The following is a 24,522-nucleotide window of genomic DNA, read 5'->3' as shown; positions in this document are numbered from 1 at the left end:
GCCCGTAATCACGATTGAATAGGAAGCTCTTCCACCGTACCGGACTCCCGGTCGGCATCTTCATGAAAGGCCTGCTGAGCCACTTCCGCGAGCACTTCGCGAAGCAGATCAAGACCTTCGCCCGTTCTGGCGCTCAAAAAAACGCGCCGAATGTTACCACAGTCACTCCGTTCGACCGCCGGCACGGCATGCGTGAGGTCGATCTTGTTCCAGATCAGCACCTGCGGCACGTCGGCCGCGCCGATCCCGGCAAGGACCTCATTCACCGCAGCGATCTGCGCATCGCGATCCTCGCTTGCCGAATCGACGACGTGCAGCAGCAGGTCGGCCTGCACCGTTTCCTCGAGCGTCGCGCGGAACGCGGCGACGAGGGCGTGAGGCAGGTCGCGGATGAAACCGACGGTGTCCGACAGCACCACGTTCGCACCGCCGACGTAGAGCCGGCGCGAGGTGGTGTCGAGCGTGGCGAAGAGCTGGTCGGCCGCATAGGCGCCCGCCTTCGTCAATGCATTGAACAGCGTCGACTTGCCCGCATTGGTGTAACCGACCAGAGAGACAGACAGCACCTCCCGGCGTTCCCGGGCGCGGCGGCGAACCTTGCGCTGCTTCTCGATCTGGGCCAGGCGCGACTTCAGCATCTTGACCCGATGGCCGAGCAGGCGGCGGTCGGTTTCGAGCTGCTTCTCGCCGGGGCCGCGCAGGCCGATGCCGCCTTTCTGCCGTTCGAGGTGGGTCCAGCCCCGCACCAGCCGGGTGGACAGGTGCTCGAGCTGGGCCAGTTCGACCTGCAGCTTGCCTTCATGGCTGCGCGCGCGCTGGGCGAAGATGTCGAGGATCAGCGCCGTGCGGTCGATGACCATGCACTGCAGTTCGCGCTCGAGGTTGCGCTGCTGGCCGGGCGACAGCGCGTGGTTGAAGATCACGATGTCGGCCGAATGCGCGCGCAGCGCTTCGCCGATCTCCTGCACCTTGCCGCTGCCGGCGAACAGCTTCGGATCGGGCGCCTGGCGCCGGCCCTGGACCACGGCCTCGATCGATGCGCCCGCGCTGCCGACCAGCAGCTTCAGTTCGGACAGGCGTTCGTCGATGAGCCCCTGGCCGAGGTCGAGCTGGACGAGGACGGCGCGCTCTCCCGCTGCGGGGCGCTCAAACATGGGCGCTCCCGGCAGCCGCTCGCGCGCGGCTGCGAACGATGGCTACGATGCTCAGTTGCCTTCTTCCTGCTGCTGGATGACGACCGGACGGGCCGGCACGACGGTGGAGATGGCGTGCTTGTAGACCATCTGGGTGACGGTGTTCTTCAGCAGCACGACGTACTGGTCGAAGGACTCGACCTGGCCCTGCAGCTTGATGCCGTTGACCAGGTAGATCGACACCGGGATGTGTTCCCGGCGCAGCGTGTTCAGGAACGGGTCTTGTAGAAGTTGCCCTTTGTTGCTCATGTATGAACCTCTTTATTTTCTGTTTGTAAGAATGTAATGGATTTGATGCTGCACCGCCACATGGCAGTATGCATCGAAATCCGGGTGTGGAAACAGGTTCTCGTCGTCCACGCGCTCAGTCCCGTGCAGCGTACGGATTGTGCGTGGTGCGGAACTGGATGCGCAAGGGCGTGCCCTGCAGCTTGAAAGCCTCCATGAAGCAGCGTTCCAGGTAGCGCACGTAGGAGGCGGGAATGGCCTCCAGCGCGGTACCGTGGATCACGATCACCGGCGGGTTCATGCCGCCCTGGTGCGCATAGCGCATCTTCGGCCGCGACAGGCCGTGGCGCGGCGGCGCCTGGCGGGCCACGGCCTGCTGCAGCGTGCGCGTCAACCGCGGCGTCGACAGGTTCGAGGTCGCCGCCGCATAGGCGGCATCGACCGACTTCAGCAGGCCGCCGATGCCCTGCGACTTGAGCGCCGAGATCTGGTGGAAACGGGCAAAGCCCAGGAAGGCCAGCTTGCGCGCGATGTCCGCCTTCAGGCGGTCGCGCTGGTAGTCGTCGACCGCATCCCACTTGTTGATGCCGACCACCAGCGCGCGCCCGGCGTCGAGTGCGAAGCCGGCGATGTGCGCATCCTGGTCGGAGATGTCCTGCGCGGCGTCGAGCACGAGGACGATCACGTTCGCCTCCTGGATCGCCTGCAGGGTCTTGATCACCGAGAACTTCTCGACCGCTTCGAAGACCTTGCCGCGGCGGCGCAGGCCGGCGGTGTCGATCAGGGTATAGCGCCTGCCGCCGCGCTCGAACGGAATCGCGATGGCATCGCGCGTGGTGCCCGGCAGGTCGAAGGCGATCACCCGCTCCTCGCCGAGCAGGGTGTTGACCAGGGTCGATTTGCCGACGTTGGGACGGCCGACGATCGCGACCTTGGGGCCGCTGTCTTCTGCAGCCTCCGCTTCGTCTTCGAGCGTAAACGGCGCCAGCACGATCTCGACGAGCTGCTTGACGCCGTCGCCGTGCGCCGCCGACACCGGCAGCGGATCGCCCAGGCCGAGGGCATGGAAATCGGCGGCGACGATCGCGCGGTCCAGGCCTTCGGCCTTGTTGACCACCAGATGCACCGGCCGGCCGGCACGGCGCAGGCGGGCGGCGATCTGCTCGTCGTGCGGCGTGCGGCCGGCGCGGCCATCGACGAGGAACAGCAGCACGTCGGCTTCGGCGATGGCCTGCTCGGCCTGCCGGGCCATCTCGTGCATGATGCCGTCCTTGGCGACAGGATCGAAGCCGGCGGTATCGACGACCAGGTAGTCGCGCTCCCCGACCCGGCCGACGCCGTAATGACGGTCGCGCGTCAGGCCCGGCTGGTCCGCCACCAGGGCATCGCGCGTGCGCGTGAGCCGATTGAACAGGGTCGACTTGCCGACGTTGGGCCGGCCGACCAGAACGATGGTAGGTTTCACTTCAGGGCGCCCGCCTCAACGCAGTTCATAGGCCGCGACCGTGCCGTCGCGCCCCTGCACGATGAAGCCGCGCCCGTAGGGCCGCGGCGCCGCCGACAAGGGGCCGTCGCCGGCGCGGCTGCGCGCGGAGAAGGCGCCCGTGTCGCGGTCCAGCGCGTGGACATAGCCCTCGATGTCGCCGACGACGATGTGGTCGCCGACGATCAGCGGCCGCGACACCGCGCGCCGCGCCAGCGCATCCTGCTTCCACACGCTGGCGCCGCTATAGACGTCGAGCGCATGCACTGCATCGCGGTCGTCGGTGGCAACGGCAAAGCGCGCATCGCGGTCCATGCCGACGCTGCTCGAAAAGTCGCGCGCCCACAGCGCATTGCCGTTGCTGGTGTCGAAGCAGACCATGCGCCCCTGGTAGGTCACCGCGCACACTTCGCGGCGGCCCGCGATCGGCGTGCCGGCGACGTCGGCGACGCGCTCGAGCTCGGTGGAGCCCCTCGGATTCGCCACCGACAGCTCGGTGATCGCACCGCCGTTGACCGCGTTGATCACGACCAGCTTGCCGCCCGGAAAGCCGGCGAGCACGACGTTGCCTTCGAGCACGACACCCGAGAAGTTGCGCAGCGCCAGCGGCGGATTGGCGCGCTGGTAGATCCAGCGCCGACTGCCGTCGCGTGCGTTCAATGCGATCAGGCGGTTGTCCGAGGCACGCAGCACGACCAGATCGCCATCGACCGCCGGCTGCGCCAGCACTTCGGCGCCGATGTTCGAACGCCAGCGCTCGCTGCCGCTGTCGGCATCGTAGGCAATCGCGACGCCGCTCGCGGTAACCACCACGGCAAGGCTGCGGTTGGCGCCGACGCCTGCGGACAGCCGGGTGTCGGCATCCACCCGCCACACCGCGCGACCGCCTTCGAAACGGGCGACGTCGCCGTCCTCGCCGGCGGCATAGACGCTGTCGCCGACCACCGCGGGCTCGAACAGATAGGGGCCGGCTTCACCGATGTCGGCACGCCACAGCTGGATCAGCTCGGCAGTGGGTTTGAACTCGGCCAGCGGTGCCGGCTTCGGCTTGTCGCTGGCGAAGGGGTTGAGGGACGAGCAGCCGGCAGCCAGCACGGCTGCTGCGACGAGCGGTATGAGACGCAGGGAAGCGAGCTTCATCGGTCAGCCTTCCAGGGATTCGAGTTTCACCCGCACCACTTCGCGCAGGGTCACGGCCTGCTCGCCTTCGCGGGCGAGCGCGTCGATCGCGGCCTGATAGGCATTGCGGGCCTCCGCCGCCTTGCCTTGCGCGGCGAGCACGTCGCCGCGCAGGTCGGAGAAGCGCGCGGCATACGCCTCCACCGGCGCCGCCTGCAGGCGGGCCAGCGCAGCGTCGAATTCGCCCTTCTGCAGCAGCACCGTGGCCAGGCGCAGACGGGCCAGATCGCGCAATGCCGGATCCTGGCCCTTGTCCACCGCCCATTCGAGCTGCGCCTGCGCATTGTCCAGCTCGCCGGCCCTGAACTGGGTGCCTGCCGACAACAGCGCCCCCAGTTGCGCGTAAGTCGTGCCCGGGTAGTCGCCGATCAGGCGGCCGGCGGCGTCGCGCGCCTGCTGCGCCTCATTGCCGTCCGCCGCCTTCTGCACGGCGTGGTACAGCGCGCCGGCCTCGGCGGCATTGCGGTTCTGGTACCACTGCCAGCCCTGCCAGCCAACCGACGCCAGCGCTACGAGCGCCGCGATCGTCGCCACCAGATTGCCGTACTGCGCCCACCAGGCTTTCAGCTCGGAAATCTGTTCCTGTTCCTCGAGATCATATACCGCCATCATTCAGCCCCTTCTTCGTCATCACCGCCATACAGCAGCTGCGCCATCGCCTCGGGCAGCGCATCGAGCGCCACGCGCTGCTGCGCACCCGGGCCGCGCATCGGCTTCAGGCCCACTTCGCCCGCGGCGGCTTCATCTTCGCCGATCACCAGCGCCACCGGCGCGCCGCTGGCATCGGCCTTCTTCATCTGCGACTTGAAGCTGCCGCCGCCGCAATGCAGGATCGCGGCAAAGCCATGCGCACGCAAGGCCTCGGCGGCGCGGAAAGCCAGCCGTGCCGCGGCATCGCCCATATGCACGACATAGGCATCGACCACCGGCCGCTCGGCCTCGCCGCCGCAATCCTTCCACAGCAGCAGCAGGCGCTCGATACCGATGGCGAAACCGGCCGCCGGCTGGGGCTTGCCGCCGAGCTGTTCGACCAGGCCGTCGTAGCGCCCGCCGGCGCAGATCGTACCCTGCGCGCCCAGCCGCGTCGTCACCCACTCGAACACCGTGCGGTTGTAGTAGTCGAGGCCGCGCACCAGGCGATGATTGATGCGGAACGGAATGCCGGCATCCTTCAGGAAGATCTGCACCGCCTCGAAATGCGCCTTCGACTCCTCGCCGAGGTAGTCCGCCAGCCTGGGCGCGGCTTCGACGATCGGCTGCAGATCCGGGTTCTTGGTGTCGAGGATGCGCAGCGGGTTGGTGTACAGGCGCCGCTTGCCGTCCTCGTCCAGCTTGTCCTGGTACTGCTCCAGGTAGGCGATCAGCGCGGCACGATGCCGGGCACGCTCTTCCGGCGCACCCAGCGAATTGATCTCGAGGGCGACGTCCTCGAGGCCGAGATCTTCCCACAGCCGGGCGCACATCAGGATCAGTTCGGCATCGGTTTCCGCGCCGGCGAAGCCCAGCGCCTCGACGCCGATCTGGTGGAACTGGCGGTAGCGCCCTTTCTGCGGGCGCTCGTGGCGGAACATCGGGCCGTAATAGTACAGCCGCTGGGGGCCGCCCGAGGCGACGAGATTGTGCTGGATCGCCGCACGCACGCAGGAGGCCGTGCCTTCGGGGCGCAGCGTCAGGTGCTCGCCGTTCAGCGCGTCCTCGAAGGAATACATCTCCTTCTCGACGATGTCGGTCACTTCGCCGATGGCACGCTTGAACAGCGGCGTGGGTTCGACGATGGGCATGCGGATCGGACGATAGCCGTAGCTTTGCAGCCAGTCGCGCACGATGTCTTCGAAGTATTCCCAGGTTTCGGCGTCGTCGGGCAGGATGTCGTTCATCCCGCGCACGGCTTGCAGGGTCTGGCTCATGAGTGCTTGGTCTTGTCGGTGTCGCCCGGAGGCATTGTCGTTGCTGGCTGGATTTGGGAGATTACCTGACGCCCGGCCGTGCCGGGCGCCGCAGGTTCAGGCACCCTTCTTCATGTAATGGCTGACCACGTAGTCATCGACGATGGCCTTGAATTCGGCGGCGATGTTGTCGCCGCGCAGCGTGACGGCCTTCTGGCCGTCGATATAGACCGGCGCGGCCGGCGATTCGCCGGTGCCGGGCAGCGAAATGCCGATGTTGGCATGCTTGGACTCGCCCGGCCCATTGACCACGCAGCCCATCACCGCCAGCGTCATGTTCTCGACGCCATCGTACTGCTCCCGCCACACCGGCATCTGCGCCCGCACGTAGTCCTGGATGCCGGACGCCAGCTCCTGGAAGAAAGTGCTGGTGGTGCGGCCGCAGCCCGGGCAGGCCGTGACCATCGGCGTGAACGCGCGCAGGCCCATGGTCTGCAGGATCTCCTGCGCGACCACGACTTCCTGCGTGCGGCTGCCGCCGGGCTCCGGCGTCAGCGAGATGCGGATGGTGTCGCCGATGCCTTCCTGCAGCAGCACCGACAACGCCGCGGTCGACGCGACGATGCCCTTGCTGCCCATGCCAGCCTCGGTCAGCCCCAGGTGCAGCGCATAGTCGCTGCGGCGGGCGAGATCGCGATAGACGCCGATCAGGTCTTGCACGCTCGAGACCTTGGCCGACAGGATGATACGGTCGCCGGCCAGGCCGTATTCCTCGGCCTTGGCAGCGGATTCGAGCGCCGACACCACCAGCGCCTCGCGCATCACCGCGCCGGCGTCGCTCGGCTCGGCACGGCGGGCGTTCTCGTCCATGATCCGCGCCAGCACCGACTGGTCGAGGCTGCCCCAGTTGACGCCGATCCGCACCGGCTTGTCGTAGCGGCAGGCAAGCTCGACGATGGCGGCGAACTGCGGATCGCGCTTGGCGCCGGCACCGACGTTGCCGGGGTTGATGCGGAACTTGGCCAGCGCCTCGGCACAGGCCGGGAAATCGGTCAGCAACTTGTGGCCGTTGTAGTGGAAGTCGCCGACCAGCGGCACGTCCATGTTCAGCGCCAGCAGGCGGTCGCGGATGTGGGGCACGGCCCTGGCCGCGGCTTCGTTGTTCACCGTGATCCGGACCAGTTCCGAACCGGCCCGCGCCAGTTCGGCGACCTGCATCGCGGTGCCGAGCACATCCGCGGTATCGGTATTGGTCATGGACTGCACCACCACCGGCGCATCGCCGCCGACGCGCACGCGGCCGATCGCCACCTGGCGCGTCGGATGCCGGCCACGTGGCCCGGCAGCGAATGAGAAGGACTTATCGTCTTGGATCATGTTGATCGGCATCGTTTACTGGACGGTGAGGCGCGCCACCGAAACCTTGGTGTGGGCAGCCAGGTCTACCGGCTTGCCATCGAATTCGAGGCTCACGTTTGCCGCATTGCCGACGACGAGCGCGAACGGCGGCCTGCCCTGGACGTTGCGCGTGGCACCGGCACGATTGATGCCCGAATAGACGATGCTTCCGCTGGCATCACGCACTTCGATCCAGGACTCGCCGTTGAAGCGGAAAGCGAGTACCCCGTTGCCGGCCGAGCCGGCTTCGGCAGCACCGGAATCGGTCTGGGCCACGCTCGCGTCCGCACCGCCTTCAGCTGGCGGAACGGGCTCCGACGGCGCTGCATCGGCGGCCGAAGAGTCGGTCGCCGGGACGCCGGCCACCGGGGCCTCGCTCGCCACGGCAGGAGCCGGCTCGGCCGCTGCCGGCGGCATGACGGCCTGCGGTGTCATCGTTGCAGGCGGCGGCGCCGGCTCGACGCGGACACCGCCCATCACCGGCGCTTCGAGCGTGGCCTCGGCGGTCGAGGGCTCGGTCTGGAACCAGTCGAAGTACCAGCCGACCAGCACCATCAGCAGCAGTGCGAGCACGATCCCGCCGATCGGCGCCGTGCGCGCTTTCGAACCGCTGCCGTTCGGCATTTCCCCTTCGGCGTTGCGGATCGGCGTCAGATCGACCGCGGCGCCACCGCTCAGGCGCTGCACCTCATCCAGCAGCGGCGCGGGATCGAGCCCGAGGTAGCGCGCATAGTTGCGCATGAAGCCGCGCACGAAGGCCATGCCCGGCAGCGCGGCGAAGTCGTCCGACTCCAGCGCCACGACCTGGCGCGGATTCAGCTTCAGCGCGAACGCGGCCTCGCTCACCGACTCGCCGCGCTGCTCACGTGCCTGGCGCAAACGGGCGCCGGGAGAGATCGCGGCGGACTCGGCCTCCGGCGTAGCGGAAGCTTGGGATTGAATGCTGCTCACTCGTACTTCCCTTGCGTCATCTTCTGGTATTCCTCGGACGAACCGAAGCGGCTCTCGAGCTGCGCGGCATAGCTGGCCTCGGCATCCCGGTTGCCCAGGCGGCGTTCCGCGCGCAGGCCGAGCCAGACCGAGGCCGCGGTCGGATTGATTTGCCGATGCAGGCGGATCAGGAAGGCACTGGCCTGATCGTAGCGCCCGCCACGATAGGCGATGTCCGCCAGCTGGTACAGCGCCTGGTTGTTCGACGGGTCGGCCTGCACGGCGGCGAGAAACTGGGTTTCGGCCGCGGCAAGGTCGCCGAGCCGCAGGTGGCACAGCCCCGCATTGGTGTAGGGACGCGTCGCATGCCGGTAATAGGGATTGCGGGCCGCCTGGGCGAGCCGCTCCAGTCCGCGCACCTCCTCGCCCTGGGTGCATAGGAACCAGCCATAGCTGTTGTTGAACTCGGGATCGCCCGGCGCATGGCGCAGCGCCAGCTCGAAATTCTGCCGCGCCAGACCGTTCTCCTCGATCATCATGTAGGCCAGCCCGAGCAGATGGTAGGCAGGCGCATAGCCGGGACTGTCGTTGAGCGCGATGCGCGCTTCGTCCAGCGCCACGTCGTTGCGCCCGATCTCGAAGTAGGCCATGCCGAGATCGACATGCACGCGGGCACGGGTTTCGGCCGGCGTCGAAGGCGATGTGTCGGACATCGGCCGGCTGACCGCCGCATCGCCCGCCCCCCGCGTCCCGGGCGCCGTGGCGCAGCCCGCGGCGAGCATGGCTGCAAGCAGCGCACCGGCCAGCGCAAGGTTTTGCTTCATGAACGTCCCTCCGTTGCCTGCTTCAGGCGCACCGTGCGCCGGGTCCGGTCCTGGACCTGTCCGGCAAGCTGCCCACAGGCCGCATCCACGTCGTCGCCGCGCGTCTTGCGCGTGGTGGTGACGATGCCGGCGTCGATCAGGATAGCGGCAAAGCGGCGGATGCGTTCCGCCGGCGAGCGCAGGAAACCCGAATTCGGAAAGGGATTGAACGGAATCAGGTTGAACTTGCACGGCGTGTCGCGCACCAGCGCGACGAGTTCGCGCGCATGGGCCTCGCTGTCGTTGACGCCGTCGAGCATCACGTACTCGAAAGTGACGAAGTCGCGCGGCGCCCGCTCCAGATAGCGCTGGCAGGCGGCCATCAACTCGCGCAAGGGGTATTTCTGGTTGATCGGCACCAGCCGGTCGCGCAAGGCATCGTTGGAGGCATGCAGCGACACTGCCAGCGCCACCGGGCATTCGTCGCGCAGCCGGTCCATCGCCGGCACGATGCCCGAAGTCGATACCGTGACGCGGCGGCGCGACAGGCCATAGGCATGGTCGTCGAGCATCAGGCGCAAGGCGGTGACGACGTTGTCGAAGTTGGCCAGCGGCTCGCCCATGCCCATCATCACCACGTTGCTGATGATGCGGCCGTTGTCCTTCTCGCCGGCTTCGAGGTCCTGCCCCCCGACCTGCCCCTCGTCCCGCGCCGCGCCGAGCAAGGTGTTGGCCAGCCACAGCTGGCCGATGATCTCGGCCGCCGACAGGTTGCGGTTGAAGCCCTGCTTGCCAGTCGAACAGAAAGCGCAATCGAGCGCGCAGCCGGCCTGCGAGGACACGCACAGCGTGCCGCGGTGGGTTTCAGGGATGAACACGGTCTCGACCGCGTTGGCATTGCCGACGTCGAGCAGCCACTTGCGCGTGCCGTCGGCCGACACCGAATCGCGCACCGGCACCGGCGGCGCGATCACCGCCGACTCCTTGAGCCTGGCGCGCAAGGCCTTGGCGACGTCGGTCATCGCGTCGAAGTCGGCGCAGCCTTCGCGATGCATCCAGCGCATCACCTGGCGGGCGCGGAACGGCTTCTCGCCCAGCCCGGCGAACCAGGCGACGAGACCGTCGACGTCGAAATCGAGCAGATTGACCGGCTTGGAGATCGACCGGGATGGCGGCTTGGAAATGCTCATGCCTGAAACTTCAGTCCTGTAATGCAAACGGCCCGACCACGCCGCGCGCGGCGCCTGAGCACCGCGGCGTGCGCGACGGGCCGTGGGAAGGGACCGTTCAGCGCGAGTAAACGTTCATTCCGGGGAAGAAGAAAGCCACTTCCACGGCAGCGGTTTCCGGCGCATCGGAGCCGTGCACCGCGTTGGCGTCGATCGAATCGGCGAAATCGGCGCGGATGGTGCCCTTGTCGGCCTTCTTCGGGTCGGTGGCGCCCATCAGCTCGCGGTTCTTGGCAATCGCGTTGTCGCCTTCGAGGCACTGGACCATCACCGGGCCGGAGGTCATGAAGGACACCAGATCCTTGAAGAACGGACGCTCCTTGTGCACGGCGTAGAACTGGCCGGCTTCCTGTTCGGACAGGTGCACCATCCTGGCAGCGATGATCTTCAGCCCGGCGGCTTCGAAGCGGGCATAGATCTGGCCGATGACGTTCTTCGCCACGGCGTCGGGCTTGATGATGGAAAGGGTGCGTTCGATTGCCATGAAAAGCTCCAAGCGGTGTTTGAGAAAAACAGGGAATTTTAGCAGGTTTCCACCTCGGCTCGGAGACCAGGCTGAACACGGGAGATCAGCCGCAGTCGCCAGGCCGCTGGCGCGGAACGGCCGAGACCCTGCCTCGAACTCAGGCGCGCGCGCGCGCCGCCCCGGCGCGATGGCGCAGCCAGCCGATGAACAACGGCATCAGCGACAGCGCGATGATGCCCAGGATCACCAGCGTCAGGTTGTTCTGGATCACCGGCAGATTGCCGAACCAGTAGCCGAGCATCACCAGCGGGCCGACCCACAGCGCAGCACCGAGCACGTTGAAGACGACGAAACGCCGGTAATCCATCGGCGCCATGCCAGCGACGAAGGGGGCGAAAGTACGGATCAGCGGCATGAAGCGGGCGATGATGATCGTCTTGCCGCCATGGCGCTCGTAGAAAGTGCGGGTGTACTCCAGCGCGCGGCGGTTGAAGAAGCGGCTGTCCGGCCACTGCGAGATGCGCCCGCCGAAATGCCTGCCGATCGAGTAATTGACCGAATCGCCCAGCACCGCGGCAACGAACAGCACGCCGATCAGGATCGCCGGGTCCATGCCGCCGCCGGCGGCCAGCGCGCCGGCCACGAACAGCAGCGAATCGCCGGGCAGGAAGGGCGTGACGACGAGACCGGTTTCGCAGAACACGATCAGGAACAGGATCGCGTAGATCCAGTTGCCGTATTCGGCCAGCAAGGCGGCAAGGTGGCGGTCGACGTGCAGCAGCAGGTCGACCAGCAGGGCAATGTATTCCATGAGGTTTCCGAGCAGGCGGGGCGCGCGGGATTCTACCCCGAGCGCGCGCTCCTGCATGTTGCAGGATGCACGATGAAACACTCGCGGCCGGCGCATCGGGATAGGGGCGGCCAGCTTACCCGGCCGCCCCCTCCCACACCACCCGGCATGCGGGTCCGCACCGGGCGGTTCGAGTCGTTGAGGTTATGAGAGCCGAGGGACGCCGAGTCGGTCGAAGTAAGCGACAGGCATCGCGCGGTTCAATCGCATGCGGCTGTTACGCCACCAGCACCGACTGTTCGCCGCCACCTTGCGGGCATCCTCTTCCGAGGCGCCCATCGCTTTCAACTCCCGGTACATCGTCGTACCCCGACGCCAGTGCTTGAGCTGCACCGCACGCAGCCGGTGTCTTATCCACTTGTCGAGTTTGCGGAACACCTTGGGTGTCTGCGCAAGCTGGAAGTACGTCTTCCAGCCCGGCATGTAGGCCCGCAGCCGTTCGGCAATCTCGGTCAGGTTGCGCCCACCCGAGCGACGCGTGAATTGCCGGATGCGTTGCTTGAAGGTCTTGAGCGCCTTGTCGGCCACCCTGCACTTGACCTGTCCGCCCGGGCCGTACCAGAAGGCGTAGCCCAGAAACTTGCGGCCCGAGGCCGGCGCAACGGCCGTCTTGGCGTCATTGACCTTCAGGTGAAGTCGTTCGTAGAGCTTGGTCAGGCCCGCCAGCACCCGTTCGCCTGCGCGACCACTGCGTACATATACATTGCAGTCGTCGGCATAGCGAACGAAACGGTGGCCCCGTCGCTCCAGTTCCCGATCCACCTCGTCAAGCAGCACATTGGCCAGCAGCGGCGACAGTGGGCCGCCTTGCGGCGTCCCCTCGTAGCGCGCCATGGCCACGCCGCCATCCATGATCCCGGCCACGAGGTAACGACGGATCAGCCGCAGCACGGCCTTGTCCTCGATTCGCCTCGACAACCGTTCCATCAGGATGTCGTGATTGACTCGATCGAAGAATTTCTCCAGATCCACATCGACCACCACCCGGTAACCGTCCTGCACGTAGCGCTGTGCATCGAGCACCGCGTCGTGGGCACGGCGTCCCGGCCGGAAGCCGTAGCTGTGTTCAGAGAACGTTGGATCAATCCTGGGCTGCAAGACTTGCAGCAGGGCTTGCTGGATCAGCCGATCCGTCACCGTCGGAATCCCCAATTCGCGCACCCCACCATCGGGCTTCGGGATCTGGACACGGCGCACCGGCAGGGGCCGGTAGCTGCCATCCAGCAAGGATTCCCGAATCCGGGGCCAGTGCGCTCTCAGTTGCTCCGCCGTCTCGGTGATCGACAACCCATCCACCCCAGCACTGCCGCGATTGGATTTGACGCGTTTCCACGCCGCCTCCATGTTCGCGCTCGCGAGCACCTGCGCAAGCAGGTCATCTCGCCCCGGGCTTCCAGTTCCATGCCGCGCCGTCCGTGCTTCATCACGCACTGCTTCGGACGCGGCTTCACCGAGCCCTCCCGCATTGCGCCCCGGCTCCCCGAGCTTCTGATGCACTTCACGTCCGAGCAACACGGCCTTCGGCCCTCCTACTCGTTCGGCCCTTCGCCCCAAACCAGCGGCTACTACGGCCTCTGCTGACTTCTCGCTCCGGTTAAGCGCCGTCGCCCTTTCAGGCACAAGGCGAGACCTCCCCAGGTAAGAACGCACTCCTTCGCTGCACAACCGCCGGATCTACGCCACTTCGCCTTGATCACGAGAGCTTCGCGATTACGTGCTCGCTCGCCCTGCTCCGCAGCGCCTTCTATCCGATTCTTGTCCATCGGCTCGCAGCTTATGCTCCACGCTTCCTCCCCACGCTCGGTCACCCTCACGCAGTTGCGCTTCACTTCGTTCGCTGTGATCAACTTACGGCGGGACTTGCACCCGCAGGAGGGCGCCCATGCTGGGCGCACATCGGGATAGGGGCGGCCAGCTTACCCGGCCGACCCCTCCCACACCACCCGGCATGCGGGTCCGCACCGGGCGGTTCGAGTCGTTGAGGTTATGAGAGCCGAGGGACGCCGAGTCGGTCGAAGTAAGCGACAGGCATCGCGCGGTTCAATCGCATGCGGCTGTTACGCCACCAGCACCGACTGTTCGCCGCCACCTTGCGGGCATCCTCTTCCGAGGCGCCCATCGCTTTCAACTCCCGGTACATCGTCGTACCCCGACGCCAGTGCTTGAGCTGCACCGCACGCAGCCGGTGTCTTATCCACTTGTCGAGTTTGCGGAACACCTTGGGTGTCTGCGCAAGCTGGAAGTACGTCTTCCAGCCCGGCATGTAGGCCCGCAGCCGTTCGGCAATCTCGGTCAGGTTGCGCCCACCCGAGCGACGCGTGAATTGCCGGATGCGTTGCTTGAAGGTCTTGAGCGCCTTGTCGGCCACCCTGCACTTGACCTGTCCGCCCGGGCCGTACCAGAAGGCGTAGCCCAGAAACTTGCGGCCCGAGGCCGGCGCAACGGCCGTCTTGGCGTCATTGACCTTCAGGTGAAGTCGTTCGTAGAGCTTGGTCAGGCCCGCCAGCACCCGTTCGCCTGCGCGACCACTGCGTACATATACATTGCAGTCGTCGGCATAGCGAACGAAACGGTGGCCCCGTCGCTCCAGTTCCCGATCCACCTCGTCAAGCAGCACATTGGCCAGCAGCGGCGACAGTGGGCCGCCTTGCGGCGTCCCCTCGTAGCGCGCCATGGCCACGCCGCCATCCATGATCCCGGCCACGAGGTAACGACGGATCAGCCGCAGCACGGCCTTGTCCTCGATTCGCCTCGACAACCGTTCCATCAGGATGTCGTGATTGACTCGATCGAAGAATTTCTCCAGATCCACATCGACCACCACCCGGTAACCGTCCTGCACGTAGCGCTGTGCATCGAGCACCGCGTCGTGGGCACGGCGTCCCGGCCGGAAGCCGTAGCTGTGTTCAGAGAACGTTGGATCAATCCTGGGCTGCAAGACTTGCAGCAGGGCTTGCTGGATCAGCCGATCCGTCACCGTCGGAATCCCCAATTCGCGCACCCCACCATCGGGCTTCGGGATCTGGACACGGCGCACCGGCAGGGGCCGGTAGCTGCCATCCAGCAAGGATTCCCGAATCCGGGGCCAGTGCGCTCTCAGTTGCTCCGCCGTCTCGGTGATCGACAACCCATCCACCCCAGCACTGCCGCGATTGGATTTGACGCGTTTCCACGCCGCCTCCATGTTCGCGCTCGCGAGCACCTGCGCAAGCAGGTCATCTCGCCCCGGGCTTCCAGTTCCATGCCGCGCCGTCCGTGCTTCATCACGCACTGCTTCGGACGCGGCTTCACCGAGCCCTCCCGCATTGCGCCCCGGCTCCCCGAGCTTCTGATGCACTTCACGTCCGAGCAACACGGCCTTCGGCCCTCCTACTCGTTCGGCCCTTCGCCCCAAACCAGCGGCTACTACGGCCTCTGCTGACTTCTCGCTCCGGTTAAGCGCCGTCGCCCTTTCAGGCACAAGGCGAGACCTCCCCAGGTAAGAACGCACTCCTTCGCTGCACAACCGCCGGATCTACGCCACTTCGCCTTGATCACGAGAGCTTCGCGATTACGTGCTCGCTCGCCCTGCTCCGCAGCGCCTTCTATCCGATTCTTGTCCATCGGCTCGCAGCTTATGCTCCACGCTTCCTCCCCACGCTCGGTCACCCTCACGCAGTTGCGCTTCACTTCGTTCGCTGTGATCAACTTACGGCGGGACTTGCACCCGCAGGAGGGCGCCCATGCTGGGCGCACACGAAAGACGAAGCCCGGCTCATCGCCGGGCTTCGTCGCTCCTCGCTTGCTGCGTCAGTCGCCTACATCATTCCAAGCGCGGTTGGCAGCCAGGTGGAGATGATGGGCACGTAGGTGATCAACATCAGGAACACCAGCATCGTCACCAGCCACGGCCACACCGCCTTGGCCATCGCCGTGAGCCCCAGCTTGCTGATGCCGCTCGCGACGTACAGGTTCAGCCCCACCGGCGGCGTGATCAGACCGATCTCCATGTTCACCGTGATCATGATGCCGAAGTGGATCGGGTCGATCCCCAGCGTCATCGCGATCGGGAACAGGATCGGCGCCGTGATCAGGATCACCGACGAGGGCTCCATGAAGCTGCCCAGCACCAGCAGCAGGATGTTGACCGCGATCAGGAACCCGATCATCCCCATCCCCGAGTCCATGATCCACTGCGCGATCCCCTGCGGAATCTGCTCGTTGGTCAGGATGAACGAGAACAGCACCGCGTTGGTGATGATGTACAGCAGCATCGCGCTCATGTTGGCCGAATTGAGCAGCACCTTCGGCACGTCCGACAGCTTCAGGTCCTTGTACACGAAGATCGCGATGAAGAACGCGTACATCGCGCTCATCGCCGCCGCTTCGGTCGGCGTGAACATGCCCGAGTAGATCCCGCCCATCACCACGATGATCAGCGCCAGCCCCCAGATCGCCCGCCGGAACGCCACCCACACGTCAGCGAAGCTGCGCTTGGGTTCGCGCGGAAAGTCGCCCTTGCGCGCCACCCACCAGGTAGTGAAGCCGAGCATGAATGCGCACAGCAGCCCCGGGATGACGCCGGCCATGAACAGCGCGCCGATCGAGCTGTTGGTCGACACCGCGTACATCACCATCACGATCGAGGGCGGGATCAGCACCCCGAGGCCCCCGGCCGAGGCGACCGCGCCCGCACCGAACGGCTTCGGGTAGCCTGCCTTCATCATCGCCGGGATCATGATGCTGCCGATCGCCACCACCGTGGCCGGGCTCGAGCCCGACACCGCGGCGAACAGCGCGCAGGCGAACACCGAGCTGATGCCCAGCCCACCACGCAGGTGCCCGACCATCGCCGTGGCGAAGTCGATCATGCGCCGCGCCACCCCGCCGTGGGTCAGGAAGTTGCCCGCCAGCACGAAGAACGGGATCGCCATGATCTCGAACTTCTCGATGCCGGTGAAGAGTTTCAGCGCCACCGATTCGAGCGGGACGTCGGTGAAGAAGAACAGGAAGGTGAGTACCGTCAGGCCCAGCGAAATGGACACCGGCATGCCGGTGAGCATCAGGACCGTGAGCAGTACGAAGATGATCGCGGCGGTCATGGCTTGCCTCCCTGGCCGCCGTTGCGATGGCTGCCATTGCGCTTGTCGTCGCTGTCGTACGGCGGGTGCTTGTGCTTGAGGTCGTGCGGGTGCAGGTCGTCGTCCATTTCGAAGTAGTTCACATCGACCGGCACGTGCCCTTCCTCGTCGATGCCGTCGACGTGGCCGTGGTCGTGGTGCGGCAGCTCGCCCGTGCGCCAGAAGCTGGCCGTGACCTGCAGGAAGCGGAAGCACATCAGGTAGGAGCCCAGCGGAATCGCCGAATACACGATCCACGTCGGCCATTCCAGGTCCGGCGTGACCGGGCCTTCGAAGAAGTGGCCCGTGTCCGCGCCCAGCGTGCTCAGCACCGCGTAGGCCATGCCGTTCTCCCACACGAAGTGCGCGCCCAGCGTGCCGATGATGCCGGTAAACAGCGCTCCGGCCAGCAGACCGAAGATGATGAACTTCTGGCGCACCGCGTCCGACAGGTGGTTGATCAGCACATCGACGCCGACGTGGATGCCCGTGCGCACGCCGTAGGCCGCGCCGAACTTGGCCATCCACACGAACATGATGATGCACAGCTCCTGCGCCCAGCCCAGGTTGATGTCCAGCAGCATGTCCTGCAGCCCCGGTATCTCGAACCCGGACAGGTAGCGGTGCACCACCGCCACGAAGATGATCACGGTCGCCGCCCCGATGAAGAAGGCGACCAGCACCTCTTCCAGGCGATCGAGTAGTTTCAGTACCATGGTGACTCCCCCATGAGGCCCGCCGCGCCCCGACGGGCGCAGCAGGGCATCAGCCGGCCAGCGATCAGAACTTGTCCGGATCGAAGCCGGTGGCTTCGTAGATCGACTTGATCGTCGCCGCGCCCACGCGCGATTCCATCTTCTTGTGCACCGGCAGCAGCGCCTTGATGAAGGCCGCACGCTCTTCGTCGCTCAGGGCGCGGATCTCGGTCTTGCCCGAGGCGCGCACCGCTTCCAGCGCCTTGTCGTTCTCTTCCATGGCGATCTGGTTGGCGTAGTCGGTCGCCTCGTCCATCGCCTTGTCGAGCTGGCTGCGCACCTCGGCGGGCAGGCCGTCCCAGAAGCGCTTGTTGGTGATCACCGCATAGCCCAGATAGCCATGGTCGGTCAGCGCCAGGTGCTTCTGCACTTCATGCATCTTCTGCGTGTACAGGTTGGAGTGCGGGTTCTCGGTGCCGTCGACCACGCCCGTCTGCAAGGCCTGGTAGGTTTCGGAGAAAGCCATCACCTGCGGCAAGGCCCTGATCTGGCGCATCTGCTCTTCGAGCACCTTGGACGACTGGATGCGCATCTTCTTGCCGCGCAGATCCTCCGGCTTGGTGATCGGGCTGTTGGCCGAGAAGGACTTGAAGCCGTTGTCCCAGTAGGCCAGGCCCTTGATGCCGCGCGGCTCCAGCTTGTCGAGCAGCTGCTGGCCGACCGGACCCTTGGTGACCTTGTGCAGGGCCTCGTAGCTGTCGAAGATGTAGGGCAGGTCGAAGGCCTCGAACTCGCGCACGCCCAGCGGACCGAACTTGGCCAGTGATGGCGCCAGCATCTGCACCGCACCCAGCTGCAGCGCTTCCATCTCTTCCTTGTCCTTGTACAGCGTGCTGTTCGGGTACACCTCGACCTTGACCGCACCGCCGGTGTATTTCTCGGCCAGTTCCTTGAACTTCTCCGCAGCCTTGCCCTTGGGCGTGTCCTGCGCGACGACGTGGCTGAACTTGATGACGATCGGGTCTGCGGCGACAGCGGCAGCCGACAGGCCGACAGCGACCAGACCCACCAGAAGTGCACGGATCTTCATGGATTTCTCTCCTCCGAACGAACAGCGTTCATATTGACGTTTCCATTCCCCCGCCGGACGATGGTGCCCAACGCGGCTGACTGCACCGATAAGTTTTTCTGCACAGCCCCATCAGTATCCTTTGTGCCCGCCAACAGGTTCTATTGTGGAAATCCGCAGTTCCAGCCGGGTTCCATCCATCCACAGACTCCACGCCCCAAGCCTCATGACCCACGCCGACGACACCCTCCCCCAGGCCACGGCCGGACGCGCCCGCTGGGTAGGCCGGGTCTCCTATTTCGCCCTGCCGCTGTTCCTGGCTGCGATCGCCGCACTCGTGTGGCTGACGCGCCAGTACGACGCCGACGAGCAACGATCGACGCTGATCAGCGACGTGCTGTGGATGGAGCAGAACCTCCGCTTCGAACTGGATCGCAACGAAGCGGATCTCCAGCAACTCGGCCCGGATCTGTTCGTTCCCCAGCGGCACCAGCAAACCGAGGCCCGGCTGGCGCATCTGCTGACCCAGGGTCGGGGGCTGGTGCGCATCCTCTGGCGCACACCCGACGGCACCCTGGTCGGCGCCATGCCGCCACTGCCTGCGCCGAATCCGGACGAGGCGACCGAGCCTTCCCTCACCGACACGCCCTTTCAGCTCGCACGCAACATCGGTCGCCCCACTTACGGCCCGCCCTATCCGGGAGGCAACGGCAAGCATCGCTTCGAAGTGCACATCCCGGTCTGGTCCGACAGCGCGCTGAAAGGCCTGGTGACCGGCGTCTACTCGCTGAACGACATCGTCGTCCGCGATCTGCCCTGGTGGTTCTCGGCGCGCTACCGGGTCGCGGTACTCGATGGCGACGGGCGCGAGATCGCCGCCAAATCGAAAGTCGCACCGCTGTCGTCGCAGCTCGACTACCAGATTCCCTTCGAGCCGCCCGGCCACGGCCTGAGCCTGCAGATCACCGCGTACCGGCCCGAGACACGCTGGATCCCCGTGTTGCTGACCGCCTCGATCGTGCTGCTGGGCGGCGTCATCGTCTGGAGCGTGGCCCAGCTCCGGCGCCAGCTCGCCCGCTGCCAGCAGGCCGAGATCGCACTGCGCGCCGAATCGGCTTTCCGCAAGGCGATGGAGGACTCGATGCTGACCGGCATGCGCGCCCGCGACCTCGACGGCCGCCTCACCTACGTGAACTCCGCCTTCTGCCGCATGACCGGCTACAGCGCCGACGAACTGGTCGGCCTCGAGCCCCCGCTGCCCTACTGGCTGCCGAACCACACCGAACAGCGCCAGCAACTGCTCGACCGCCTGGAAGACACCGGCTCGACACCCGAAGGCATCGAACTGCGCTTCCGCCGCAAGAATGGCGAGATGGTCGACGTGCTGCTGTTCGAAGCCCCCCTGATCGATGCCGCCGGCCGCCACACCGGCTGGATGGGATCGGTCCTCGACATCACCGAACAGAAACAGGCCCAGGAACTGGCACGCCAGCAGAACGAGCGGCTGCAGGCCACGTCACGCCTGGTCACCATGGGCGAGATGGCCTCCACCCTCGCGCATGAGCTCAACCAGCCCCTCACCGCCATCGCAAGCTATGCCGACGGTTGCCTGAACCACCTGCAAGCAGCCGACACCAACCGCGACGATCTGCTCGACATCCAGCGCAAGATCGGGCGCCAGGCCCGCCGCGCCGGCGAGATCATCCGCCGGGTGCACGACTTCGTGCGCCGCTCGGAGCCGCGACTCGGTCCGCTCGATCTCAATGCCGTCGTGCGCGACGCCGCTGGCCTGACCGAAGCCGACGTCCGCAAGCGGCGGATGCAACTCGTCCTCGATCTGGCCCCGGACCTTCCCCAGGTCACGGCCGACGCGGTGATGATCGAACAGATCGTCGTCAACCTGGTGCGCAACGGCATGGACGCAATGCGCGACACACCGGCCGCCAAGCGGAAGATCCTCGTCACCACCCGGCTCGAAGGCCGATCGGTCGCGGTCCGCGTCACCGATCACGGCTGCGGCATTCCGGCCGACACCGCCGCCCGCCTGTTCGAACCCTTCTTCACCACCAAGAGCGAAGGCATGGGCATGGGGCTCAACATCTGCCGCTCGATCGCCGAACTTCACCACGGCCGTCTCACTTTCGACACGACGCCCGGCAGCGGTACCATCTTCACCCTGACGCTCCCCGTGGAAAACGCATGAACCCGGCTTTCGCGCACATCATCGACGACGACGACGCCATCCGTGATGCCCTCCAGTGGCTGTTCAAGACCCGCAACGTCGCTTGCCGGGCCTGGGAAGGCGGCGAACAATTCCTCGCCGCCTGGCAGGCAGAATGGCAAGGCTGCATCGTCCTCGACATCCGCATGGCAGGCATGAGCGGGCTCGAATGCTTCGACGCCTTGCTGGCACGCGGCTGTCGCCTGCCGGTGATCTTCATCACCGGCCATGGCGACGTGCCGATGGCGGTGGCCGCGCTGAAGAAAGGCGCGTTCCATTTCATCGAGAAACCCTTCAACGACCACGATCTGGTCGAACTGGTGGAAAAGGCGCTCGCGCTCGATGCCGAACGCCTGCGCGCCGCGGCCGGCCGCGAAGCGATCGAAGCCCGGCTGGCGACGCTGACGCAGCGCGAACGCGAAGTCATGGACCTGATCCTGGCAGGCAAGTACAACAAGGTCATCGCCGACGAGCTCTCGATCTCGATGCGCACGGTCGAAGCGCACCGCTCCCGCATCTTCGACAAGATGGCCGTCCGTTCGGCGGTGGAACTGGTACAGATCCTGACCGACCTGCGCGACTGAAGCTGCTGCGGGCCGGTTGTCACCGGCTTTCTCCCCCCGGCCTCCACTCCGGCACCAGGCCGGCGCCACCGGCCTCGCAGGCGAAGTCCGCGGCGACACCGATGCCGCCGATCCAGGCCGCTTCGCCGCCGATCCACAGCACGGGCAAGCGCTCGCGCATCCAGGCCGGAATCCCCGCTTCCTGGCACAGCTTCCTGAAGCTGCGCCGCGGCCGCCCCATGCCCAGGCGCATGCGCAGGCCGGACCGATACGCATCCAGCACGACCGGCGCCAGGCCATCGACTGCGGCACGGGCGATGCCTGCACCGACCGCGGGACGGAAATCGACGCTGCCCGTCCCCCACGGCAGGCGGGCGCCGCCCTGCCAGAGCTGCGGCTGCGGACGGCCGGCGAAATTCTCCTCCAGCCACAGTTCGCCCCGGTAGATGCAGCAGGCCAGATCGCCCAGTTCGAGGCGCAATGGACGGGAAGCCGGCACCGCACGCAACTGGCGCAGCGCTTCGCCCAGCCGAACCTGACCGGGCGCACGGAAGCCCTGCCGCCGCGCCAGCCAGCGCAGCAGATTGGCGATGCGGGCATCGGGCAGGGCCAGCAGGCGCTCGCGCTTCAGCGCCCGCCCACCGCAGGCGGCATGATCCAGTTCGGCAAGCTGGTCGAGCAGATCGCTCGCCTCGCGGAAATGCCCTGCCGCCCGCGCCAGCGTCGCAGTTGCCGCCGGAAAGCGCTCACCGATCACCGGCAGCACGCGATGGCGCAGATGATTGCGGCGGTAATCCAGCACGGCGTTGCTTTCGTCCTCGACCCAGCTCAGCCCGTGGCTCCGCGCCCAGGCTTCGATCCCGGCACGGCGGCAGTCGAGCAGCGGCCGCAGCCGCCCAGGCCGGCCGGCCTGCGGCGGCTCGCATGCCGCCATCGCCGCCGCACCGCGCACGCCGCTGCCCCGCAACAACCGGAACAGCAAGGTTTCGGCCTGGTCGTCGAGGTGGTGGCCCAGCGCCAGCCAGTCACAATCGACGCCATCGAGCGCCGCATGGCGCTCGCGCCGGGCGGCGGCTTCGAGCCCGGCGGCATCGTCGCGCGGCACGGTCACGCGGAACGAGGAGAAGGGAATCTGCAACTGTGCGCAGAGCCGCCCGCAGGCTTCGGCCCACGCATCCGCGTTCGGGCTGAGGCCATGATGGACGTGGGCGGCCTGAAGGGAAAACCCCAGGCGCGGCGCCAGGACATGCAGGACATGGAGCAGCACGACCGAATCGACGCCGCCCGACAGCGCGCAGCACAGCCGCGCGCCCGGGCCGACTCCCGCTGCCTTCAAGCTGCGGGAAGCGGCCTCCGGCAACATGGCTTCAGGCCGCCTGTTCCTTGAAGCGGCCGTAGCTCATCAGCTTCTCGTAGCGTTGCGCCACGAGTTCGGAAGGCGACAGATGTTCCAGCTGGCGCAGCGATTCGGCCAACGCCAGTTTCAGCGACGCCGCCATCGCGCGGTGATCGCGATGGGCACCGCCGATCGGTTCACTGACGACCTTGTCGACCAGGCCGAGCGACTTCAGCCGCGCCGCGGTGATGCCCATGGTCTCGGCCGCCTCGGCCGCCTTGTCGGCACTTTTCCACAGGATCGACGCGCAGCCTTCGGGCGAGATCACCGAATAAGTGGAGTATTGCAGCATCAGCACCTGGTCGCCGACCGCGATCGCCAGCGCGCCGCCGGAACCGCCTTCGCCGATGATGGTGGCGATGATGGGCACGCGCAGTTCGGCCATCAGGTAGAGGCTGTGGCCGATGGCCTCGGACTGGCCGCGCTCCTCGGCACCGATGCCAGGATAGGCGCCCGGCGTATCGATGAAGGTGAACACCGGCAGGCCGAACTTCTCGGCCAGCTTCATCAGCCGCATCGCCTTGCGATAGCCCTCGGGCCGCGGCATGCCGAAGTTGCGTGCGATCTTTTCCTTGGTGTCGCGGCCCTTCTGGTGGCCGATGACGACGCAGCTCTCGCCGTTGAAACGCGCCAGGCCGCCGACGATGGCCTTGTCGTCGGCATACGCGCGGTCGCCGTGCAGCTCCTCGAAGTCGGTGAAGATGTGCTGGGCGTAGTCGAGCGTGTAGGGCCGCTGAGGGTGGCGCGCGACCTGCGCGATCTGCCATGGCGTCAGCTTGGCGTAGATATCCTTGGTCAGCGACTGGCTCTTGGCTTCGAGACGGGCGATCTCCTCGGAGATGTCCACGGCGGGGTCGTCCGCCACGAAACGCAACTGGTCGATCTTCGCTTCCAGTTCGGCAACCGCCTGTTCGAAATCCAGAAAAGTGGTCTTCATCCAACCGTTCCCACTGAGAAATGTGCGCCATTGTAGCGCCACACGGCCCGGACCGTGCCCATCACATTCGGACGAACATGTCCGGGGTGCCCGCCTGAACGCCCAAAACAAGCGGGGTGGCCGCCTTCCGGCAACCACCCCGCACACGACTCCGGCAGTGCCGGCGATCAGTCGTTGTTCATGAAGCCCAGCAGGTGCAGCAGGCTGGTGAAGAGATTGAAGATCGACACGAACAGCGTCACCGTCGCCATCACGTAGTTGGTCTCGCCGCCATGGATGATGTTGCTGGTCTCGTACAGGATCAGGCCCGACATCAGCAGCACGAAGGCGGCGGAAACGGTCAGAGACAGCGCCGGGGTCTCGAAGAAGATCGCGCCCAGGCCGGCCAGGAAGGCCACCAGGATGCCGACCATCAGGAAGCCGCCCATGAAGGAGAAGTCCTTCTTCGTCGTCACCGCGTAGGCCGACAGGCCGAGGAAGATCGCTGCGGTACCGGCCATCGCCTGCATCACGATGCTGCTGCCGTTGGGCAGCGACAGGTAGGCCGAGATGATCGGGCCGAGCGTGAAGCCCATGAAGCCCGTCAGCGCGAACACGAACAGGATGCCCAGGCCGCTGTTGCGGAATTTGCTGGTCAGGAACAGCAGTCCGAAATAGCCGACCAGGGTGATGATCAGCCCCGGGTGCGGCAGCCCCATCGCCATCGACAGCCCGGCCGTCAGTGCGGAAAAGGCCAGCGTCAGCGACAGCAGCATGTAGGTGTTGCGAATGACCTTGTTGGTCGACAGCACCGATGCTTCGGAGCGAGTCGTCGTCGAAAGGCGGTTTTCCATGGTCTTGCTTCCTCCGGTCAGGGGGTTTTGTTTTGGGTGTATCGGGATGGCCCGGCCTCAGTAC

At 66.3% G+C, this 24,522-nt stretch carries 22 protein-coding genes; 2 read left to right on the top strand and 20 right to left on the bottom strand.

Going from position 1 to position 24,522, the window contains the following annotated elements:
- Positions 1 to 8 precede the first annotated feature (8 nt).
- The 17 genes from hflX to ACNQFN_RS06040 form a co-directional block, all read right to left on the bottom strand.
- Positions 9 to 1,154 (bottom strand): ribosome rescue GTPase HflX, encoded by a 1,146-nt coding sequence (gene hflX / locus ACNQFN_RS06120; protein WP_068636061.1) that lies wholly within the window; start codon positions 1,152 to 1,154, stop codon positions 9 to 11.
- A gap of 51 nt (positions 1,155 to 1,205) precedes the next feature.
- A complete protein-coding gene (hfq, locus tag ACNQFN_RS06115) occupies positions 1,206 to 1,442 on the bottom strand; it encodes an RNA chaperone Hfq (protein WP_004342183.1) in 237 nt (78 codons plus the stop codon).
- A gap of 115 nt (positions 1,443 to 1,557) precedes the next feature.
- Positions 1,558 to 2,886 carry a ribosome biogenesis GTPase Der gene (gene der, locus ACNQFN_RS06110; protein ID WP_068636060.1) on the bottom strand — a complete coding sequence of 443 codons (1,329 nt, stop codon included), beginning with the start codon at positions 2,884 to 2,886 and terminating at the stop codon, positions 1,558 to 1,560.
- Positions 2,887 to 2,901: 15 nt separating this feature from the next.
- Positions 2,902 to 4,044 carry an outer membrane protein assembly factor BamB gene (gene bamB, locus ACNQFN_RS06105; RefSeq protein WP_418648271.1) on the bottom strand — a complete coding sequence of 381 codons (1,143 nt, stop codon included), beginning with the start codon at positions 4,042 to 4,044 and terminating at the stop codon, positions 2,902 to 2,904.
- 3 nt (positions 4,045 to 4,047) lie between these two features.
- Positions 4,048 to 4,692, bottom strand: coding sequence for a YfgM family protein (locus tag ACNQFN_RS06100; RefSeq protein ID WP_174524518.1), 645 nt, complete (start codon positions 4,690 to 4,692; stop codon positions 4,048 to 4,050).
- A complete protein-coding gene (gene hisS, locus ACNQFN_RS06095; RefSeq protein WP_068636057.1) occupies positions 4,692 to 5,990 on the bottom strand; it encodes a histidine--tRNA ligase in 1,299 nt (432 codons plus the stop codon). The genes ACNQFN_RS06100 and hisS overlap by 1 nt, the downstream gene beginning before the upstream one ends.
- Before the next feature lie 96 nt (positions 5,991 to 6,086).
- On the bottom strand, positions 6,087 to 7,346 hold the full coding sequence (gene ispG, locus ACNQFN_RS06090) for a flavodoxin-dependent (E)-4-hydroxy-3-methylbut-2-enyl-diphosphate synthase (RefSeq protein WP_418648270.1): 1,260 nt from the start codon (positions 7,344 to 7,346) through the stop codon (positions 6,087 to 6,089).
- 15 nt (positions 7,347 to 7,361) lie between these two features.
- Complete coding sequence (locus ACNQFN_RS06085; protein WP_418648269.1) at positions 7,362 to 8,318, bottom strand: helix-turn-helix domain-containing protein; 957 nt, start codon at positions 8,316 to 8,318, stop codon at positions 7,362 to 7,364.
- Entirely contained in the window at positions 8,315 to 9,121 is an 807-nt protein-coding gene (pilW, locus tag ACNQFN_RS06080) for a type IV pilus biogenesis/stability protein PilW (protein ID WP_068636055.1), read from the bottom strand. Before pilW ends, ACNQFN_RS06085 begins: the two co-directional genes overlap by 4 nt.
- On the bottom strand, positions 9,118 to 10,290 hold the full coding sequence (rlmN, locus tag ACNQFN_RS06075; protein ID WP_418648268.1) for a 23S rRNA (adenine(2503)-C(2))-methyltransferase RlmN: 1,173 nt from the start codon (positions 10,288 to 10,290) through the stop codon (positions 9,118 to 9,120). Before rlmN ends, pilW begins: the two co-directional genes overlap by 4 nt.
- 97 nt (positions 10,291 to 10,387) lie before the next feature.
- Positions 10,388 to 10,813, bottom strand: coding sequence for a nucleoside-diphosphate kinase (gene ndk, locus ACNQFN_RS06070; RefSeq protein WP_068636053.1), 426 nt, complete (start codon positions 10,811 to 10,813; stop codon positions 10,388 to 10,390).
- Between the two features lie 139 nt (positions 10,814 to 10,952).
- Positions 10,953 to 11,606, bottom strand: coding sequence for a DedA family protein (locus ACNQFN_RS06065; protein WP_418648267.1), 654 nt, complete (start codon positions 11,604 to 11,606; stop codon positions 10,953 to 10,955).
- 183 nt (positions 11,607 to 11,789) lie between these two features.
- On the bottom strand, positions 11,790 to 13,160 hold the full coding sequence (gene ltrA, locus ACNQFN_RS06060; RefSeq protein WP_418646661.1) for a group II intron reverse transcriptase/maturase: 1,371 nt from the start codon (positions 13,158 to 13,160) through the stop codon (positions 11,790 to 11,792).
- A gap of 469 nt (positions 13,161 to 13,629) precedes the next feature.
- The gene (ltrA, locus tag ACNQFN_RS06055) at positions 13,630 to 15,000 is read right to left on the bottom strand and encodes a group II intron reverse transcriptase/maturase (protein ID WP_418646661.1); all 1,371 of its coding nucleotides are present in this window, start codon (positions 14,998 to 15,000) and stop codon (positions 13,630 to 13,632) included.
- A gap of 442 nt (positions 15,001 to 15,442) precedes the next feature.
- Positions 15,443 to 16,726, bottom strand: a complete 1,284-nt coding sequence (locus ACNQFN_RS06050) for a TRAP transporter large permease (protein ID WP_418648141.1) — start codon at positions 16,724 to 16,726, stop codon at positions 15,443 to 15,445.
- Entirely contained in the window at positions 16,723 to 17,460 is a 738-nt protein-coding gene (locus tag ACNQFN_RS06045; protein ID WP_083953697.1) for a TRAP transporter small permease, read from the bottom strand. The genes ACNQFN_RS06050 and ACNQFN_RS06045 overlap by 4 nt, the downstream gene beginning before the upstream one ends.
- 64 nt (positions 17,461 to 17,524) lie before the next feature.
- Complete coding sequence (locus ACNQFN_RS06040; RefSeq protein ID WP_418648266.1) at positions 17,525 to 18,529, bottom strand: TRAP transporter substrate-binding protein; 1,005 nt, start codon at positions 18,527 to 18,529, stop codon at positions 17,525 to 17,527.
- 205 nt (positions 18,530 to 18,734) lie between these two features.
- On the opposite strand from ACNQFN_RS06040, the gene ACNQFN_RS06035 reads away from it, so the two are divergent.
- Positions 18,735 to 20,711: a sensor histidine kinase gene (locus ACNQFN_RS06035; protein WP_418648265.1), complete on the top strand. Its 1,977-nt coding sequence runs from the start codon at positions 18,735 to 18,737 to the stop codon at positions 20,709 to 20,711.
- Positions 20,708 to 21,313, top strand: a complete 606-nt coding sequence (locus ACNQFN_RS06030; protein ID WP_068636047.1) for a response regulator transcription factor — start codon at positions 20,708 to 20,710, stop codon at positions 21,311 to 21,313. The genes ACNQFN_RS06035 and ACNQFN_RS06030 overlap by 4 nt, the downstream gene beginning before the upstream one ends.
- A gap of 19 nt (positions 21,314 to 21,332) precedes the next feature.
- On the opposite strand, the gene tilS is transcribed toward ACNQFN_RS06030, so the two are convergent.
- The 3 genes from tilS to ACNQFN_RS06015 all read right to left on the bottom strand — a co-directional run bounded on the left by tilS (position 21,333) and on the right by ACNQFN_RS06015 (position 24,458).
- Entirely contained in the window at positions 21,333 to 22,655 is a 1,323-nt protein-coding gene (tilS, locus tag ACNQFN_RS06025; RefSeq protein ID WP_418648264.1) for a tRNA lysidine(34) synthetase TilS, read from the bottom strand.
- Positions 22,656 to 22,659: 4 nt separating this feature from the next.
- Positions 22,660 to 23,625 (bottom strand): acetyl-CoA carboxylase carboxyltransferase subunit alpha, encoded by a 966-nt coding sequence (locus ACNQFN_RS06020; protein ID WP_068636045.1) that lies wholly within the window; start codon positions 23,623 to 23,625, stop codon positions 22,660 to 22,662.
- A gap of 167 nt (positions 23,626 to 23,792) precedes the next feature.
- Complete coding sequence (locus ACNQFN_RS06015) at positions 23,793 to 24,458, bottom strand: Bax inhibitor-1/YccA family protein (protein WP_418648263.1); 666 nt, start codon at positions 24,456 to 24,458, stop codon at positions 23,793 to 23,795.
- Positions 24,459 to 24,522: the final 64 nt, after the last annotated feature.

Source organism: Thauera butanivorans (genome assembly GCF_048398245.1).
Classification (GTDB): Bacteria; Pseudomonadota; Gammaproteobacteria; order Burkholderiales; family Rhodocyclaceae; genus Thauera; species Thauera butanivorans.
Note: the sequence above shows the minus strand (reverse complement) of the source record. Positions and strands in the feature narration are given on the sequence as shown.

What these genes read in the sequence shown, in the direction of transcription:
- hflX (WP_068636061.1), bottom strand. Translation starts at nt 1,154, where the DNA reads ATGTTTGAGCGCCCCGCAGCGGGAGAGCGCGCCGTCCTCGTCCAGCTC.
- hfq (WP_004342183.1), bottom strand. Translation starts at nt 1,442, where the DNA reads ATGAGCAACAAAGGGCAACTTCTACAAGACCCGTTCCTGAACACGCTG.
- bamB (WP_418648271.1), bottom strand. Translation starts at nt 4,044, where the DNA reads ATGAAGCTCGCTTCCCTGCGTCTCATACCGCTCGTCGCAGCAGCCGTG.
- ACNQFN_RS06100 (WP_174524518.1), bottom strand. Translation starts at nt 4,692, where the DNA reads ATGGCGGTATATGATCTCGAGGAACAGGAACAGATTTCCGAGCTGAAA.
- hisS (WP_068636057.1), bottom strand. Translation starts at nt 5,990, where the DNA reads ATGAGCCAGACCCTGCAAGCCGTGCGCGGGATGAACGACATCCTGCCC.
- ispG (WP_418648270.1), bottom strand. Translation starts at nt 7,346, where the DNA reads ATGATCCAAGACGATAAGTCCTTCTCATTCGCTGCCGGGCCACGTGGC.
- pilW (WP_068636055.1), bottom strand. Translation starts at nt 9,121, where the DNA reads ATGAAGCAAAACCTTGCGCTGGCCGGTGCGCTGCTTGCAGCCATGCTC.
- rlmN (WP_418648268.1), bottom strand. Translation starts at nt 10,290, where the DNA reads ATGAGCATTTCCAAGCCGCCATCCCGGTCGATCTCCAAGCCGGTCAAT.
- ndk (WP_068636053.1), bottom strand. Translation starts at nt 10,813, where the DNA reads ATGGCAATCGAACGCACCCTTTCCATCATCAAGCCCGACGCCGTGGCG.
- ACNQFN_RS06065 (WP_418648267.1), bottom strand. Translation starts at nt 11,606, where the DNA reads ATGGAATACATTGCCCTGCTGGTCGACCTGCTGCTGCACGTCGACCGC.
- ACNQFN_RS06050 (WP_418648141.1), bottom strand. Translation starts at nt 16,726, where the DNA reads ATGACCGCCGCGATCATCTTCGTACTGCTCACGGTCCTGATGCTCACC.
- ACNQFN_RS06045 (WP_083953697.1), bottom strand. Translation starts at nt 17,460, where the DNA reads ATGGTACTGAAACTACTCGATCGCCTGGAAGAGGTGCTGGTCGCCTTC.
- ACNQFN_RS06040 (WP_418648266.1), bottom strand. Translation starts at nt 18,529, where the DNA reads ATGAAGATCCGTGCACTTCTGGTGGGTCTGGTCGCTGTCGGCCTGTCG.
- ACNQFN_RS06035 (WP_418648265.1), top strand. Translation starts at nt 18,735, where the DNA reads ATGACCCACGCCGACGACACCCTCCCCCAGGCCACGGCCGGACGCGCC.
- ACNQFN_RS06030 (WP_068636047.1), top strand. Translation starts at nt 20,708, where the DNA reads ATGAACCCGGCTTTCGCGCACATCATCGACGACGACGACGCCATCCGT.
- tilS (WP_418648264.1), bottom strand. Translation starts at nt 22,655, where the DNA reads ATGTTGCCGGAGGCCGCTTCCCGCAGCTTGAAGGCAGCGGGAGTCGGC.
- ACNQFN_RS06020 (WP_068636045.1), bottom strand. Translation starts at nt 23,625, where the DNA reads ATGAAGACCACTTTTCTGGATTTCGAACAGGCGGTTGCCGAACTGGAA.
- ACNQFN_RS06015 (WP_418648263.1), bottom strand. Translation starts at nt 24,458, where the DNA reads ATGGAAAACCGCCTTTCGACGACGACTCGCTCCGAAGCATCGGTGCTG.